The sequence below is a fragment of the Mesobacillus boroniphilus JCM 21738 genome, assembly GCF_000517385.1.
GTDB classification, from domain to species: Bacteria; Bacillota; Bacilli; order Bacillales; family Cytobacillaceae; genus Mesobacillus; species Mesobacillus boroniphilus.
The window spans coordinates 1-15,302 of the sequence record NZ_BAUW01000027.1; the positions used below are offsets into that span (position 1 = coordinate 1).

Here is a 15,302-nt window from a genome sequence, read left to right on the forward strand (position 1 = left end):
GAGGCGCTTGCGCTTTTTGTTCTTGGACAGAGGAAATTCTACGGTTGTAGCCCTAGAGTATCAGGCAAGTCTAATTCATAATCCTCCTTTACCGCAAAATCTTCCCCATATTTTAAAACCCTTGCCTCAGTTTGTTAATAATTTGTTCATATTTTCTGGTTAAGATGAAGACAAGTTAGAAGCGAGGAGGAAAAACCATGAACGGATTTGAACAGCATTCCCGGTACCAGGAACCGGTGCCGGTCAAAAAATCAAATAAATTCAAAAGCATAATGTCCACTGTTATGGCTGGGGTAGTCGGTTCGGCGATTACACTAGCGGCGGTGAATTTTACAGAAGCAGACGCAGGAAATCAGCTGCAGCCTCAAACGGAATCAGCTACAGATAGTAATTCAAATATCGTCACGACCCCAACTTCGACAAAAAGCTCTGGATCAATTGCTGATATCATTGAAACTTCTTCGAAATCAATTGTCGGCATCACCAATATCCAATCGCAAAGCAGTCCATTCTCGCAAAGCCAGGGCAATGTTGAGAGCGGATCTGGTTCTGGGGTTATTTTTAAAAAAGAGGGCAAATATGCTTCATCGTCACAAACAACCATGTCATTGAAGGTGCTTCAAAGGTTGAGGTCTCCCTCTACAATGGAAAGAAAGTTGATGCAGAAGTCATCGGGGCAGACGCATTGACTGATTTAGCTGTTGTCAAAATTGATGCCGCCAAAGCAGCGGATGTCATCGAATTTGGTGATTCATCTGTATTAAGGGCTGGGGACCAGGTGCTTGCCATCGGCAACCCGCTTGGCCTCGACTTATCGCGGACAGTGACTCAGGGAATCGTTAGTGCCATAGACCGTTCGATTTCAGTTCCGACCTCTGCTGGGGAATGGGAAATGAACGTGATCCAGACGGACGCGGCCATCAATCCGGGCAACAGCGGCGGCGCGTTAATCAATACAGACGGTAAAGTAATTGGCATCAACAGCTTGAAAATATCACAAAATGGCGTGGAAGGCCTCGGGTTTGCGATTCCGAGCAATGAAGCTTTGCCAATCGTCAACCAGCTGATTGAAAAAGGAAAAGTGGAACGTCCTTATTTGGGTGTAAGCCTTGCAGACTTGGCGCGAATTCCTGATATGTATCTCGACAACCTGCCAGAGAACTTGGATTCAGGTACGATGGTTACCTATGTTGACCCTAATTCTGCGGCTGCAGAAGCAGGACTCAAGGAACAGGATGTCATCGTCGGGATCAATGATGAAAAAGTAGAAAATGCAAGTGATCTCAGGAGATATATGTATACAAAACTTCAAAATGGCGACAGTGTCGAATTGAAAATATACCGTGATGGCAAGCAGCAAACTTTAAAGGTAGCATTGTCTGCTGCTAACGCAGAATAAATGGAGGCAAATAATGATTTCTATTATGAAAAATAATAAATTCTTAATGATATTTACAGCAGTTTTCTTAGGACTTCTCCTGATTTTTGCGACAGCTTTTAACAAAACAGAAACTGCAGCGAGCATTGATGGGGAGAAAATCACGAAGGATGAATTGAACACGAAATTAGCGGAAATGTATGGTGCAGATATATTGGATACATTGATCACTAACAAAGTAATTGAAATGGAAGCCTCTAAGGAAAAGGTAAAAGTGACAGGGAATGAGATAGATGAGGAGTTAACAAAATTGCAGGAATCATATGGCGGTGAAGAAGCATTTGCTTCGGCACTTGAGCAAAACCAGGTTTCAATGGACAGAATCAGGGAGGATATCGAAATTTATTTGCTTGCGGAAAAATTAATCGGACCTTCTATCGATGTGACTGAAGAAGAGATGAAGACATATTTCGAAGAAAATAAAGATTCTTTCGACCAAGAGGAACAGGTGAAGACGAGCCATATATTGGCAGAAGATGAGGCGACGGCCAAGAAGGTCAAGAAAGAGATTGATAATGGAAATGATTTTGCTGAATTGGCAAAAGAATATTCAACAGATTCAAGCAATGCTGATAACGGTGGAGACCTCGGTTTTTTCGGAAAGGGAGAAATGGCAGAGGAATTCGAGAAGGCAGCTTTCGCATTGGAAATCGATGCAATCAGTGAGCCAGTAAAAACAGAGTTTGGCTACCATATCATCATGCTTGTTGATAAAAAAGCAGCGAAGGCCGCAGAGTTTGTTGACCACAAGGAAGAAATTAAGGATCTATTATTCGACCAGAAGATCCAGGCCGCGTACCCAAACTGGCTGGAGGAGAAAAAAGCAGAATATGAAATTAAAAGTTATCTATAGTTAGTTATTGAGCCTCTGCAGCGTTTTGCAGAGGGTTTTTTACTGGATAAGAAAGCATAAATTTATCCACTTAGATTAGTGTCTAGCTCCAGCGCCTAGCCCCTCGAGACGCTTGTCTAGTGTCGCCTCCTAGAAACTCCGAAACTTCAACTCCGCCGGCAGAAGCAAAAAACGCTTCTTTGTCGGAGTCTCCAGTTTCTGCGTTTCTTGACAGTCGGCTATACTTTTCGATTTCGGTCCGCCCGATGAAGTCAAAGAGCGACTTCACCGGTCGGTCCTCCAGCGCTTGTCGGGGCTGAACAAGGCGCTTGCGCTTTTCTTAATGAAGAATGCCGCGAATTATAAAAATTCTAAAATTATTTAGTTGCAGGTCAAGTTTCCTTTGCGATAAACTGTTTACCAAAGGAAACTTTTTAATCCAAATGCATATATTATTTTTACAGATGGAGTCCTGCACCCTAAAAGTTGACCAAAGGAAACATTTTAGTATCCAACCATCATTTAGTCATAAAAATGCCAAAAGTTTCGTTCATGAAACAAATTTCGTGTTGTGGCATAAATTAAAGATTATTGTTTCCTTTTGAAAAATTCTTTGGGCAGGCTCAAAATTGATATTCAAAGGAGAAAAAAAATGACAGAGGAAATTTTATTCGCATTTGCTTTGACACTGTTTGCAGGTCTTGCCACTGGAATCGGCAGCATTCTTGCCTTTTTCACATCGCGGACCAATACAAAATTTCTTTCAATTGCACTTGGGTTTTCAGCAGGTGTGATGATTTATGTATCGATGATTGAAATCTTCGTCAAAGCGAAGGATTCCCTCGTTTCTGCGATGGGCGTGCAATTAGGCAACTGGGCAACGGTCGGCGGTTTTTTCGCGGGTATCCTGTTAATTGCCTTGATCGATAAGTTCATACCAAAGCAGGGAAATCCTCATGAACTGAAAAAAGTCGAGGATATGAATCCTCCTTCAAAACCTGCCGAAGATGCTGCCCTGTTGAAAATGGGGACATTCACAGCTCTCGCGATAGGGATACACAATTTCCCTGAAGGAATTGCAACCTTCACCTCGGCCATCCAGGATCCGGCTCTGGGTGTGGCAATTGCCATCGCGATTGCCATCCACAACGTTCCTGAGGGAATTGCCGTTTCCGTACCGGTCTATTTTGCGACTGGCGATAAGAAGAAAGCCTTTAAACTATCATTTCTGTCAGGTCTATCCGAACCAATAGGCGCACTTGCAGCATATCTATTCTTAATGCCATTCCTGAATGACATTATGTTTGGCGTCATTTTCGCTGCAGTAGCTGGCATCATGGTATTCATCTCACTCGATGAATTACTGCCGGCGGCAAAAAAATATGATGAATCACATCTAGCAATTTACGGTTTAATTGCTGGGATGGCAGTAATGGCCGTCAGCTTACTGCTTTTTATTTAAAATACAAGTGCACAATATCCTATTATTTTCCAATGTAAAAGAGTGACCTGTCAAAAAATGGTCACTCTTTTTAGTTCCATTGATATTGGGAAAATTTTAAAACAGTACTATTTACATGTGACATTTATGTAAACGTGCATATACTCCTGATTCTAAAGACTCAAAAATGAATAGTTTAGCATATTGTTAATATCAGAATATTTCAAATATAATAGATTTTGTAATATCCGCAACACCATAAAATGCAGAGGAGTGGTTGAATGAAAAAGAAGAAAGTACTAGGAGCCGCACTATTAAGCATGACAATGGGTTTATCCATGTTTACGGCTGGGGCATTTGGCCAGGCACCAGAGGCACAGGATTCTTACCGGGTATTAATTCAGGGTCCGAAAGCTGAACAAGCTAAGGCAAAGGATCAGTTCGGTACAAGATGGGATTTCGGGGCGAACGGTTTTACAACAACTGTTAATGCCAAGCAATACCAGGCACTCTTGAAAAATAAGACCCTTTATGTAGAAACCGTTTCCCAGGTACAGCTGGAAGCCAAGCCGGGTGCTGATGCTCAGGCTGTTCCTTCAGACCGTACACCATGGGGGATGGAAGCAATCTATAATGATAGTAATCTTCAAGCTACATCTGGCGGTGGTGGCGTCAAGGTAGCGGTTCTCGATACTGGTGTCAATGTTGCCCATGCAGACTTAACCGGCAGCGATGAGCAATGTAAGGATTTTACTAACCGCAGATCACCATTGGTTAATGGATCTTGTTCAGATAAGAATGGTCATGGAACTCATGTTGCAGGTACTGTCCTGGCGCATGGAGGATCTGGCCAGGGAATTTACGGGGTAGCACCTGAAGCAGACCTTTGGGCTTACAAGGTTCTGAATGACCAGGGCTCAGGCTATTCCGATGATATCGCCGGCGCTATCCAGCATGCGGCAGACGAAGCGGTCCGCACTGGTTCCAACGTGGTCATTTCAATGTCACTTGGATCAAGCAGCAAGAGCACGCTGATTGCCGATGCGGTGGATTATGCATATGGAAAAGGCGTACTAGTAGTTGCAGCGGCTGGAAACAGCGGACCTAACGCCAATACAATTGGTTATCCAGGTGCCCTTGTCAATGCAGTAGCAGTTGCAGCTTTAGAAGATGTTCAGGAAAACGGTACATACCGTGTCGCTGACTTCTCATCCCGCGGAAACCCTTCTACGGATGGTGACTTTGTCATCCAGGAGCGTGATGTGGAACTGTCTGCACCAGGAAGAGCAATCGAATCAACCTGGTTTGACGGATCGTATAATACAATCAGCGGTACTTCAATGGCAACTCCGCACGTTTCAGGTTGGCAGCGAAGATTTGGGCAGCAAATCCAAGCATGAGCCATACACAGCTTCGTGCTGAGCTTCAGAACCGTGCAAAAGCTAACGACATCCTTGGCGGATCAGGAGCAGCATCTGGTGATGACTATGCTTCAGGCTTTGGATTCCCGCGTGTGAAGTAAATATAGTATGAAAAACCGCTTGATCGACGGTCGATTGAGCGGTTTTTTTGTTTCTTTCGTGATAAATGGAAGGGGACTCGACAGGAGGTAGGCTGATTTGCAGCGATAAATGGAAGGGGACTCGACAGGAGGTAGGCTGATCTGCACATGAAAGGACCTCCGCATTTTGCTGAATAATTCTGCGAACTGGAAAAAAGTGCTCGGAATTTCCAGTTCGCCAATAAAATTCGATTTTAGCCAATAAGTAAGTGGAAATTGCCAATAAATTTATTTTTTCGCCAATATAAATTGAAAATCGCCAATAAAATTGTGAAAACCGCCAATAAAATGATTCAAGTATGAAAAAGGGTAGTAACTTGGATTAAAAACTAGACTTGAACATGCCTATTCACATAAAAGAAAAGATTTTATAGCGAAAATTTTAATTTTATAGCGACTTTCTGATTTTTATAGCGAGTTTTTCGTTTTTATAGCGAAAAATTCATTTTTATAGCGAATTGGAAATTATCCGAGATTTTTTCCAGCAGTAAAAAAGAAACCGAGCCAGAGTGACTCGGTTCAAAACTTTTTCTTACTATAAAAATTCTCGGTAAAATAAGGCTCATGTTTCGGACCGAACGCGACACCGACACCGAGCAGCTTAAAGACAGATTTCAGGATATTTTCACGGTGGCCGAGCGAGTTCATCAGTCCTTCGTGGGCAAAGATGCTGCTGAACTGTCCATACGCAAGATTCTCCCCAGCAACCGAAAATGCAATATCATCCTCTTCCATCCTGTCAAAAGGCGATTGGCCTTCGGGATTCGTGTGGCTGAAAAACGAGTTTTCCGCCATATCGGCACTGTGCTTTCTGGCAGTCACTCTCACCTCGTCATCCCAGGTAAGAATGCCAAGACCGTGCGCCAACCTTGAAGCATTGGTCAGGTCAAACAGCTGGTATTCAAACCCTTCCTTCAATGCCTCACTGGCCTCCGTATAAAAGCCTGCCTTACTTTGTTCCAGTTTTTCGCTGACCATCTGGATTGCCGTCACGGTGTTGTTCTTATGTTTATCATAAAAAACCGTCACGTAGCTGTCATCCATATTATAGACGTCATAATCCTGGTCTTTTTGGAACTGATAATAGACAAGTCCTTTCCTGATCTCGCTAAGTGGTTCCCCAAGCGCCTGACGGACTGCGTCTTTTGAAGCACCATACTTGATTCCATTTTTAGCCGCAATCAAATCCTGGTTTGTGTAGAGAGCATTCACAGCTCCTTCTTTACTGTAGGAAACCATGATGAAGTTTTGGAAATTCTCATGATAAGCATTCCATTCTGTTCCGTACTCGTTTACGGAAACACGTTTCGGTGTGCCAAGCTGAGCTTCTACTTCAACCCTCGCATCGCCAATGCCAATATTATGGATGGTGAATGTTTTCTCAGAAGGTGTTTCCAGCTCTGGTTTAGCCACTTTTGGCAGGAGGTTTTGCTCATCCTGCGTCAATTCTTCCTTTTTCTCATTAAGCTGCCAGATCAGCTGATTAATCCCGCTGTTCACCGTTTCCAACGCTTTGCTGAGCTCGAGATTTTCTTTTAACTTTTCTATTTCAGTATTTATATTGTGAAGATCTTTTTCATTCGTTAAAAATGGCCATGCAAAGTAAAGCAGTGCTCCTAAAATTAAAAGTGGAAATAAACGTCTCAAGGGTTTTCTCACCATCCTTAGTTCCTTATCACCAATATACCCATTAATACTTGATTAAAAAAGCATACTAGCTTGGTGACGGGGCAAACTTTCTATAGTAAAACTATCCAGAGTCAGTATATGTGAAGTTATTCACATAATGTTCAAAACTCAGCTGCTAATATCTTATGATTCAGTAGTATTATTACTATCTAGATAGTGTTTATATGCCAGGAGGTTTTATAGTGAAAAAACTGTTACAAATCATCATTGGATTAGGACTTATTCTGACCCCTTTTTATACAAATGCTCACGTAAAGTGGTTTACCGAAGTTGCGCCAAAGAAAGAAAGTATTGAAAATATATTATCGCCGTTATTTATGGGCCTTGCCTTACTGGCGGCAGTTGTTCTCGCTTCATTGACTATAATTATTCCAAAAATGGCTCAAATGCCGCTGATCAAAAAGTGGGATGACTTCCTTTCAGGCTTCCGGAAATATTCCAGATATTTATTGAAATACGGAACGGCAGTCGCCTTGATCATCCAGGTCACAAATGGTACCTTGTTTGCACCAGAGTTCCAGTTGGACAGCATCTTGATGACGGTTCTAGCGTGGATCACGATTGGCCTGCTCCTTGTTCCGCATCATATCGCAACAAAATTAGGGGCATCCATTTTACTGGTCCTATTCATAATGGTCACTGTAAAGCATGGTATATTCTATATGCTTGATTACGGTTTTTATGTAGCAATTATCGGCGTCCTGCTTGTTGGCAGCACTAAGCTTGAGAACGTCGGCTTCCCGTTCCTGTATTTGGGGACAGGACTTTCATTATGCTGGGTCGCCGTTGAAAAATGGGTGTACCCAACCATGTCGCTCGATATCGTCGCAAACCATCAGGTACCTACCTTCGGCTTTGAACCAGCAGCCTTCATCGTCATGGCCGCTTTTGTTGAATTTGTGGTCGGCTATTTGCTGGTAGTCGGTATCTTGAATCGAGTGCTGGGATTTGTCGTCACCACCATCTTTATTTTAACAACGATGCTATTCGGATTTACAGAAATAATCGGCCATTTTATGATCCATATTGTCTTGATCATCTTCATCATCGAAGGCGTATCCTTTTATAATCCGCCTATTAAAATGCACAAAACAAGAGTGGACCAATTCGTCTTTATATTCTTGAATTTCATTTTCTCTTATCGACATTTGTTTTGATTTATTATCGATTTGCTTAAGCAGCCTCATGGGGCTGTTTTTCTTTTTGTAAAAAAGGGATTTAACACTTCGAGAAGTGTCCAGCTGCAGCGCCTAGCCCCTCGAGTCGCTTGTCTAGTGGCGCCTCCTAGAAACTCCGAAACTTCAACTCCGCCGGCAGAAGCAAAAAGCGCTTCTTTGTCGGAGCCTCCAGTTTCTGCGTTTCTTGACAGTCGGCTATACTTTTCGATTTCGATCCGCCCAATGAAGTCAAAGAGCGACTTCACTGGTCGGCTCTCCAGCGCTTGTCGGGGCTGACCAAGGCGCTTCCGCATTTCTTAATTATCAGACCTTTTGTTGACGCTTGCTTCTGTTCTTTGTTACGATTTCTCTAGTTGCAAATGGAATGGGAGAGATGATGATGAAGCCTTATTCTTTTCAACCTGATGCGGAATTTGCCGCACAGCTTGACCGCGAAGATCTATTAGCCTGTTACCGGGATGAATTTTACCTGAAACCTGATTCAATCTATCTTGATGGAAACTCGCTTGGCCTTCTTTCAAAACGTGCTGAGCAAACATTGCTTGAATCATTGGCTGATTGGCGCGAGCTTGGCATCGATGGTTGGATGGAAGGCAACCATCCGTGGTTCTATTTATCTGAAAAACTAGGAGAATTGACTGCTCCGCTTGTAGGTGCTGCTCCTGAAGAGGTTATTGTAAGCGGATCCACGACAGTCAACCTGCATCAGCTGGCGGCTACTTTTTATAAGCCTGAGGGGAAGAGGATAAAAATTCTTGCTGATGAATTGAATTTCCCGTCCGATATCTATGCGCTTCAAAGCCAGCTAAGAATCCATGGCTATGATCCGGATACGCACCTGGTCAGGGTGCAAAGCAGGGACGGAAGATTTCTTGTTGAGGACGATATCATTGAAGCAATGACCGAAGAAATTGCGCTTGTCGTGCTGCCGACTGTGCTGTACCGCAGCGGGCAAATCCTCGATATGGAGCGGCTGACAAGGGCAGCTCACGAGCGAGGAATCCTGATTGGGTTCGATGGATGCCATTCAATTGGTGCGATTCCGCATGCCTTCTCTGATTGGGGAGTCGACTTCGCTTACTGGTGCAATTATAAGCATCTGAATGGCGGGCCAGGGGCTGTAGCAGGTCTTTATGTGAACTCGAAGCATTTCGGCACGACGCCTGGTCTTGCCGGCTGGTTCGGTTCAAGGAAAGATAAACAGTTTGATATGGAGCATGTCCTGACACCTGCAGAGACTGCTGGTGCCTACCAAATTGGTACACCACATGTGCTAAGCCTTGCACCTTTGCTCGGTTCACTGGAAATGTTCGCCGAGGCGGGAATTCAGAATATCCGTGAAAAATCATTGAGGATTAATCAATATCTAATGGACCTGATTCAGCATGAGTTAGGCGAAGCAGGTTTTAAAATTGGCAGTCCTGTTGAAGAATTTAAACGTGGCGGCCATGTCAGTCTTGAGCATAAAGAAGCAGCAAGGATTTGCAAGGCTTTGAAGGAAAAAGGAATCATCCCTGATTTCCGCGCTCCGAACATTGTCCGCCTGGCACCTGTGCTCTTTACACTTCTTACACGGACGTCTGGAATTCTGTCCAGATTTTAAAAGAAATAATGGATAAAAAATTATACGAGAAATTCAGCAATGAGCGCGAAGTTGTGGCGTAAGAGGGAGGAACCTGGCATGAAGGAAGAACAAAAAACTTCACATGAAATTCATACCGATTTTTCAAAAGAGCTGTCATACGGAAGTTATCTGCAGTTGGATAACATCTTATCGAGCCAGCACCGCTTGTCTGATCACCATGATGAAATGTTATTCATCATCATCCACCAGGCTAGCGAGCTATGGATGAAGCTGATTTTACATGAAGTAAGTGCAGCGATTGACTGCATCCGCAAAAATGACCTGGAGCCATCTTTCAAGATGCTGTCGAGGGTGTCGAGGATCCAACAGCAGCTGATCCAGTCATGGAGTGTGCTTTCTACGCTGACTCCAGCTGAATATATGGAGTTCCGCGACAAGCTTGGCCATTCGTCAGGATTCCAATCCTACCAGAACCGTTTGATCGAATTTGCTTTGGGGCAAAAGCAATCCCATGTTCTATCTGTTTATAAGCACGATGCCGACCTGTATAAAATCATGGAGGATGCGCTGCACGAACGCTCAATTTATGATGCGGCGATCAGTGCGATGGCGATGCGCGGCCTGCCGATAGATGATTCGGCCCTAAATCGTGATTGGTCTGCACCATACGAGCCAAATGCCAGTGTTGAGGAAGCATGGCTGACGGTGTATCGTAATGTCGATCAATATTGGGATTTATATGAGCTAGCGGAGAAGCTGGTCGATATCGGCAGCCAGCAGCAGCTATGGCGTTTCAACCATATGAGTACGGTTGAACGAATTATCGGCCACAAAACTGGAACAGGCGGCTCTGCCGGTGTATCCTATTTGAAAAAGGTCGTAGACCACCGATTTTTCCCTGAGCTATGGACCTGAGGACGAAGCTATAAAATAAGGCTGATTACTAGAGATTGTTGTTAAAATCCTAAAGCCGATTTTAACGTATATAAAGCCATTTTGCTGGTCGGTATTAAGTTTGCATGCTCTTTTCTCTTTATAAAGGAGTCAAGGATGCAAAGAAAAAGTTCATTCATTCTATTTTGTAGTCAATAGTTTGAGAAAAGAGCTTAAAAGAAAGAAGGAAACAGTATGGGAAATTGGACTGATATTTCGCAGGTTTTAAATGATAAAATTCCTGTTTGGCCGGGAGACACTCCATTTCATTATGAAGTGAGCTGGGGAATGGAAGAAAGCGGCTCCGTGAATGTTGGACAGGTGACAATGAGCACGCATACCGGCACACATATCGATGCCCCTTTCCATTTCGAAAACGATGGAAAAAAAGTGATCGATCTGGACTTTAACCTTTATATCGGTCCTGCAAAGGTCATCCATTTGCAAAATCCAGCCAGTATCGGAGTTAAGGAAGTAGAATCTTTGGATTTGCAGGGAGTCAAGCGTTTGTTGATCCGTACGGACGCGTGGCAGGATAAGACTGTGTTCCCGGAATCAATTCCGCATATCGAGCCGGAACTGGCTGCTTATCTTGCTGAGCAAGGAGTACAATTGCTTGGCCTTGACCTGCCATCGGTCGATCCATTGGATAGCAAGGAACTGAGTGCCCATCATGAATTGAACAACCAGGGCATTCATATCCTTGAAGGACTGGTGCTTGATAAAATTGAACCAGGAGAATACGAGCTCGCTGCTCTGCCTCTGCCGCTGGAACAGGCAGACGGCAGTCCTGTCAGAGCTGTGATCCGTGAAATTAAATAAAGTTAGATGAGGGAGGCTGCCATTTGGTGCAGTCTTTTTTTTGTCGAAAATTTTAGATGGAAATGTGTTGACCATATTGGTCAATGGGGAGTAAGATGTAATTGACCGATGTGGTCAATAAGAATTTAAGGAGGGCGTTATGTCTTCAAAATTTTTAAGCTTGAATCCTGAAAAGCAAGAACGAATTCTGAACGCCGCTCTAAAGGAGTTTGCCCTGAAAGGATACGGAAATGCATCCACGAATGAAATCGTCAAATCAGCAGGCATCTCGAAGGGCCTGCTTTTCCACTATTTTAATAACAAGAAAGAACTTTATCTGTTCCTTTATAACCACTTCGCCGATGTAATGGTAGAAGAGTTCTTCAATGAATTGGACCTAGATGAACGCGACATTTTCGAACGGATGAAAACGCTGATGATCCTGAAAAATAAACTGATGGCGAGGCATCCTGAGGTATTCGACTTCATGGTGGCGGCATCCATGGAAAGCACTGAAGAAGTAAAGGAGATATTGAATAACACAAATACAGAGCTAATCCAGTCAAGCTATAGTCGATTATTCGAGAATATCGACATCACCATGTTCAGAGATGGAGTCGACATCCAAAGAGCCATCAATATCATCATGTGGACGCTCCAGGGGTTTAGCAACCAGGAATTAGAAAAAGCCAAAAAGCTGAACAAAGCACATCACGACTTTGATGAAGCATTCAAAGAAGTCGAAGTGTATATTGAGATGATGAAGAAGGCTTTTTACAAGAATGTCTAAGAAAAAGAGAATGAAGAGCTAAAGAAAAAGTATCTGGGAGGGTCTGGCATGAACGTGATTGAGATTAAAAATCTGACGAAATTGTACGGCAAGGCCAGGGGAATTGAAGATGTTAGTTTCAATGTGAAGGAAGGGGAGATTTTCGGGTTCATTGGCCCGAATGGCGCGGGGAAATCAACGACGATCAGGACGTTGCTATCATTGATTTACCCAACGAGCGGCAGCGCGACGATATTTGGTAAAGATATCATCACTGCAGCTCCGGAAATCAAAAAGGATATCGGCTACCTGCCATCTGAGGTATTTTACTATGACAATATGAAGGTCATGGATTTGCTCAAGTATTCAGCCAGCTTTTACAAGAAGGACTGCACCAAAAGGATCAAAGAGCTTGCTGACATAATGGAGCTCGACCTAACAAAGAAAATCGATGACCTTTCGCTTGGGAACAAAAAGAAGGTGGGTATCGTCCAGGGGCTTCTTCACGAACCGAAGCTGATCATACTCGATGAACCGACGAGCGGGCTGGATCCGCTCATGCAGCAGAAGTTCTTTGACCTTCTTGAAAAAGAAAACAAGAAAGGCGCGACGATTCTGTTTTCTTCCCATATTCTCAGCGAGGTGCAAAGGCTGTGCGACAAGGTCGCAATTATCAAAGACGGCCGGATTGTCACCGTCGAGAAAATCAGCACGTTAAAAGAAAACACTTACAAGAAATTCAAAATCGAAACCAATTCCGTAATCGATAAAAACCTTTTCAATTATTGACGGTGTGAACCAGCTTGAGCAGGATGGTGGATCGGTCAGCTTCCTCTTCAGAGGCAACATCAATTCCATCATGAAAAAAATTGCTGAAATTGAGATTGCGAACCTCTGGGTCGAGGAGCCTGACCTGGAAGAGATCTTCATGCACTACTATGAAAAGGAGGAATAGGTAATGAATATATTCCTTCATGAACTGAAGGCATACCGTAAATCGACAATTATATGGACCTTGTCGTTGGTGGCGATGGTCGTGTTGTTTTTATCTATGTTTCCTTCCTTCTCAAAGGATGCGGAAGAGTTCAAGAAGCTGCTTGAAGGCTTCCCGGTAGAGTTGAGGAAAGCGATTGGACTTTCGGTTGACAGCATCGCGACATTGATTGGTTTTTTCTCCTATGCATTTTTGTACTTGAAGCTGGCGGGCGCCATCCAGGCTATGAATCTTGGAACCTCGATTCTATCAAAGGAAACGCGGGAGAAGACAGCTGACTTTCTGCTGACTAAGCCAGTGACAAGGACTCAGGTAGTCACTTCCAAACTGTTGGCAGCGCTGGTTTCTCTGGTTATCACCAACATTATTTTTATCGCAGCAACTTTCGTGATGGCAGCTATTGTTGAAGGGGACGATTTTAACAAAGAAGCTTTGTTCATGATCGCTATCTCCCTGTTCTTCATCCAGCTTATGTTCATGGCACTGGGAATTATCGTTTCGGTAATTTTTCCAAGAATTAAATCGGTGATTTCAGTATCGCTCGGTACTGTTTTCGGATTTTTCATGCTCGGGATGATCAGTCGACGACTGAAGATGAAGCATTAAGATATTTGACGCCGTTCAATTACTTTGATTCAACGTACATCACACAACATTCAAGCTATGAAACTTCATTTGTCATAGCCGGGGTAATTTTTATCATCGCTGCAGTCTCGGCCAGCTATTATTTTTACGCAAAAAAAGATGTCCATTCCGTTTAGGGAGGAGGGAAAGTCATGAATCTTTTTAAAAGGGAAATGAAAGCAAATCGCAAGTCGCTCATCATTTGGAGTATCGGTGTCATCTTCATGGTCGCCGCGGGCATGGGCAAGTACTCAAGCCTGGAAGGGACCGGGCAATCGATGAATGCGCTGATGGCCGATATGCCTAAATCGCTGCAGGCCATCATGGGAACGGGTTCACTTGATCTGTCAACACCGATTGGTTATTACGGAGTCATATTCTTATACCTGGCTGTGATGGGAGCCATCCACGCAGCGATGCTCGGCTCGAACATCATTGCCAAGGAAGAGCGTGACAAGACGGTCGAGTTCCTGCTCGTCAAACCAGTTTCGAGAACGAGGATGATAACCTTCAAGCTTTTAGCCGCTTTGGTCAATATCCTGATTTTCAATATTGTGACCTTCGCTTCTTCTGTGGGAATGGTCCAGAAATATGGGGAAGGTGTGAACGTGACCGGGGATATCACCATGCTGATGATCGGGATGTTTATTCTGCAGCTGATCTTCCTGGTTATCGGAACCGCAATCGCTGCTATCTATAAAAATGCGAAAAAAGCCACATCGCTGGCAACAGGAATCCTGCTTATCCTTTTCATTTTATCGATAGCAATTGATATGAATGAAAAGCTGGATGGGTTGAAGTTCCTGACTCCATTTAAATATTATGACGCAAAGCTAGTTTTGGAGGAAGGCGGCTTCGAACCGCTTTATCTGACACTGTCCGCTTTGTTGCTGCTAGGGTTCACAATCGTGACCTACGTGTTTTATCGAAAAAGAGATATGAATGTTTAATCCCGGGCAACCGGGATTTTTTGTAGTTAAGGAAACTATAAAATTTTTGAGTTCTGGATAACTTCATGAAGTTTCTTAATCCAGCTCCAGCGCCTAGCCCCTCGAGACGCTTCGGTCCGACCAATGAAGTCAAAGAACGACTTCACTGGTCGGCCCTCCAGCGCTTGTCGGGGCTGATCGAGGCGCTTGCGCTTTTTGTTCTGGAATAGAGGATGGATGCCATGTGGTCGATATAATCACGAAAGTGGTCAATATAATCATAAAAGTGGTCGATATAATTGAAAAAGTGGTCGATATATTCAAAAATCCGCTGATAAAATTCAAAAAGTGGTCGATATATTCAAAGATTCGCTGATATAAGTCAGAACGTGAAATGATTCAAGCGAAAAATGCTTCCACAGGAGTGTGAACTCTAACTATTTGTCGCAAAATAAAACGAATTCGGTACAACTTCTGTATATTTTCCTCCATTTTGCAGTAGGGTGGGTCAGTTCTTGCCCATCCTGG

General features: G+C 43.6%; 12 protein-coding genes and 4 pseudogenes. 13 read left to right on the top strand and 3 right to left on the bottom strand.

Annotation, left to right across the window (positions count from 1 at the left end):
• Nucleotides 1-197 precede the first annotated feature (197 nt).
• The 3 genes from JCM21738_RS27305 to JCM21738_RS09670 are packed head-to-tail and all read left to right on the top strand — an operon-like array spanning nucleotide 198 to nucleotide 2,291.
• Nucleotides 198-689 carry a hypothetical protein gene (locus JCM21738_RS27305; RefSeq protein ID WP_369385703.1) on the top strand — a complete coding sequence of 164 codons (492 nt, stop codon included), beginning with the start codon at nucleotides 198-200 and terminating at the stop codon, nucleotides 687-689.
• Entirely contained in the window at nucleotides 608-1,399 is a 792-nt protein-coding gene (locus JCM21738_RS09665) for a S1C family serine protease (protein ID WP_369385704.1), read from the top strand. The genes JCM21738_RS27305 and JCM21738_RS09665 overlap by 82 nt, the downstream gene beginning before the upstream one ends.
• A 13-nt stretch (nucleotides 1,400-1,412) precedes the next feature.
• Complete coding sequence (locus JCM21738_RS09670; RefSeq protein ID WP_023626758.1) at nucleotides 1,413-2,291, top strand: peptidylprolyl isomerase; 879 nt, start codon at nucleotides 1,413-1,415, stop codon at nucleotides 2,289-2,291.
• An 82-nt stretch (nucleotides 2,292-2,373) separates the two neighbouring features.
• Here JCM21738_RS09670 and JCM21738_RS09675 read toward each other — a convergent pair whose 3' ends face one another.
• A complete protein-coding gene (locus JCM21738_RS09675; RefSeq protein ID WP_023626759.1) occupies nucleotides 2,374-2,559 on the bottom strand; it encodes a hypothetical protein in 186 nt (61 codons plus the stop codon).
• Between the two features lie 363 nt (nucleotides 2,560-2,922).
• On the opposite strand from JCM21738_RS09675, the gene zupT reads away from it, so the two are divergent.
• Together zupT and JCM21738_RS09685 are read left to right on the top strand one after the other, a co-directional pair.
• Nucleotides 2,923-3,732: a zinc transporter ZupT gene (gene zupT / locus JCM21738_RS09680; RefSeq protein ID WP_023626760.1), complete on the top strand. Its 810-nt coding sequence runs from the start codon at nucleotides 2,923-2,925 to the stop codon at nucleotides 3,730-3,732.
• Nucleotides 3,733-3,992: 260 nt separating this feature from the next.
• Nucleotides 3,993-5,233, top strand: a pseudogene (locus JCM21738_RS09685) (S8 family peptidase).
• Between the two features lie 558 nt (nucleotides 5,234-5,791).
• Here JCM21738_RS09685 and JCM21738_RS09690 read toward each other — a convergent pair.
• Nucleotides 5,792-6,919: a CAP domain-containing protein gene (locus JCM21738_RS09690; RefSeq protein WP_023626762.1), complete on the bottom strand. Its 1,128-nt coding sequence runs from the start codon at nucleotides 6,917-6,919 to the stop codon at nucleotides 5,792-5,794.
• 224 nt (nucleotides 6,920-7,143) lie between these two features.
• Here JCM21738_RS09690 and JCM21738_RS09695 point away from each other — a divergent pair, with 224 nt between their 5' ends.
• Nucleotides 7,144-8,118, top strand: a complete 975-nt coding sequence (locus tag JCM21738_RS09695) for a hypothetical protein (protein WP_243462971.1) — start codon at nucleotides 7,144-7,146, stop codon at nucleotides 8,116-8,118.
• A 26-nt stretch (nucleotides 8,119-8,144) separates the two neighbouring features.
• Here JCM21738_RS09695 and JCM21738_RS09700 read toward each other — a convergent pair whose 3' ends face one another.
• Nucleotides 8,145-8,384: a hypothetical protein gene (locus JCM21738_RS09700; RefSeq protein WP_023626764.1), complete on the bottom strand. Its 240-nt coding sequence runs from the start codon at nucleotides 8,382-8,384 to the stop codon at nucleotides 8,145-8,147.
• A gap of 134 nt (nucleotides 8,385-8,518) precedes the next feature.
• Between JCM21738_RS09700 and kynU the strand changes: the two are divergent.
• The 7 genes and pseudogenes from kynU to JCM21738_RS09735 all read left to right on the top strand — a co-directional run bounded on the left by kynU (nucleotide 8,519) and on the right by JCM21738_RS09735 (nucleotide 14,795).
• Nucleotides 8,519-9,804 (top strand): annotated as a pseudogene (gene kynU, locus JCM21738_RS09705) (kynureninase).
• Between the two features lie 16 nt (nucleotides 9,805-9,820).
• Nucleotides 9,821-10,650, top strand: a pseudogene (gene kynA, locus JCM21738_RS09710) (tryptophan 2,3-dioxygenase); the annotation flags it as partial.
• Between the two features lie 202 nt (nucleotides 10,651-10,852).
• On the top strand, nucleotides 10,853-11,479 hold the full coding sequence (kynB, locus tag JCM21738_RS09715) for an arylformamidase (protein ID WP_023626767.1): 627 nt from the start codon (nucleotides 10,853-10,855) through the stop codon (nucleotides 11,477-11,479).
• A gap of 139 nt (nucleotides 11,480-11,618) precedes the next feature.
• Entirely contained in the window at nucleotides 11,619-12,248 is a 630-nt protein-coding gene (locus JCM21738_RS09720; protein WP_023626768.1) for a TetR/AcrR family transcriptional regulator, read from the top strand.
• Between the two features lie 48 nt (nucleotides 12,249-12,296).
• Nucleotides 12,297-13,182, top strand: a pseudogene (locus JCM21738_RS09725) (ABC transporter ATP-binding protein).
• 3 nt (nucleotides 13,183-13,185) lie between these two features.
• Entirely contained in the window at nucleotides 13,186-13,827 is a 642-nt protein-coding gene (locus JCM21738_RS09730) for an ABC transporter permease subunit (RefSeq protein ID WP_243462972.1), read from the top strand.
• Between the two features lie 170 nt (nucleotides 13,828-13,997).
• Complete coding sequence (locus JCM21738_RS09735) at nucleotides 13,998-14,795, top strand: ABC transporter permease subunit (protein WP_023626771.1); 798 nt, start codon at nucleotides 13,998-14,000, stop codon at nucleotides 14,793-14,795.
• The last annotated feature ends 507 nt before the right edge of the window (nucleotides 14,796-15,302 follow it).

What these genes read in the sequence shown, in the direction of transcription:
- JCM21738_RS27305 (WP_369385703.1), top strand. Translation starts at nt 198, where the DNA reads ATGAACGGATTTGAACAGCATTCCCGGTACCAGGAACCGGTGCCGGTC.
- JCM21738_RS09670 (WP_023626758.1), top strand. Translation starts at nt 1,413, where the DNA reads ATGATTTCTATTATGAAAAATAATAAATTCTTAATGATATTTACAGCA.
- zupT (WP_023626760.1), top strand. Translation starts at nt 2,923, where the DNA reads ATGACAGAGGAAATTTTATTCGCATTTGCTTTGACACTGTTTGCAGGT.
- kynB (WP_023626767.1), top strand. Translation starts at nt 10,853, where the DNA reads ATGGGAAATTGGACTGATATTTCGCAGGTTTTAAATGATAAAATTCCT.
- JCM21738_RS09720 (WP_023626768.1), top strand. Translation starts at nt 11,619, where the DNA reads ATGTCTTCAAAATTTTTAAGCTTGAATCCTGAAAAGCAAGAACGAATT.
- JCM21738_RS09730 (WP_243462972.1), top strand. Translation starts at nt 13,186, where the DNA reads ATGAATATATTCCTTCATGAACTGAAGGCATACCGTAAATCGACAATT.
- JCM21738_RS09735 (WP_023626771.1), top strand. Translation starts at nt 13,998, where the DNA reads ATGAATCTTTTTAAAAGGGAAATGAAAGCAAATCGCAAGTCGCTCATC.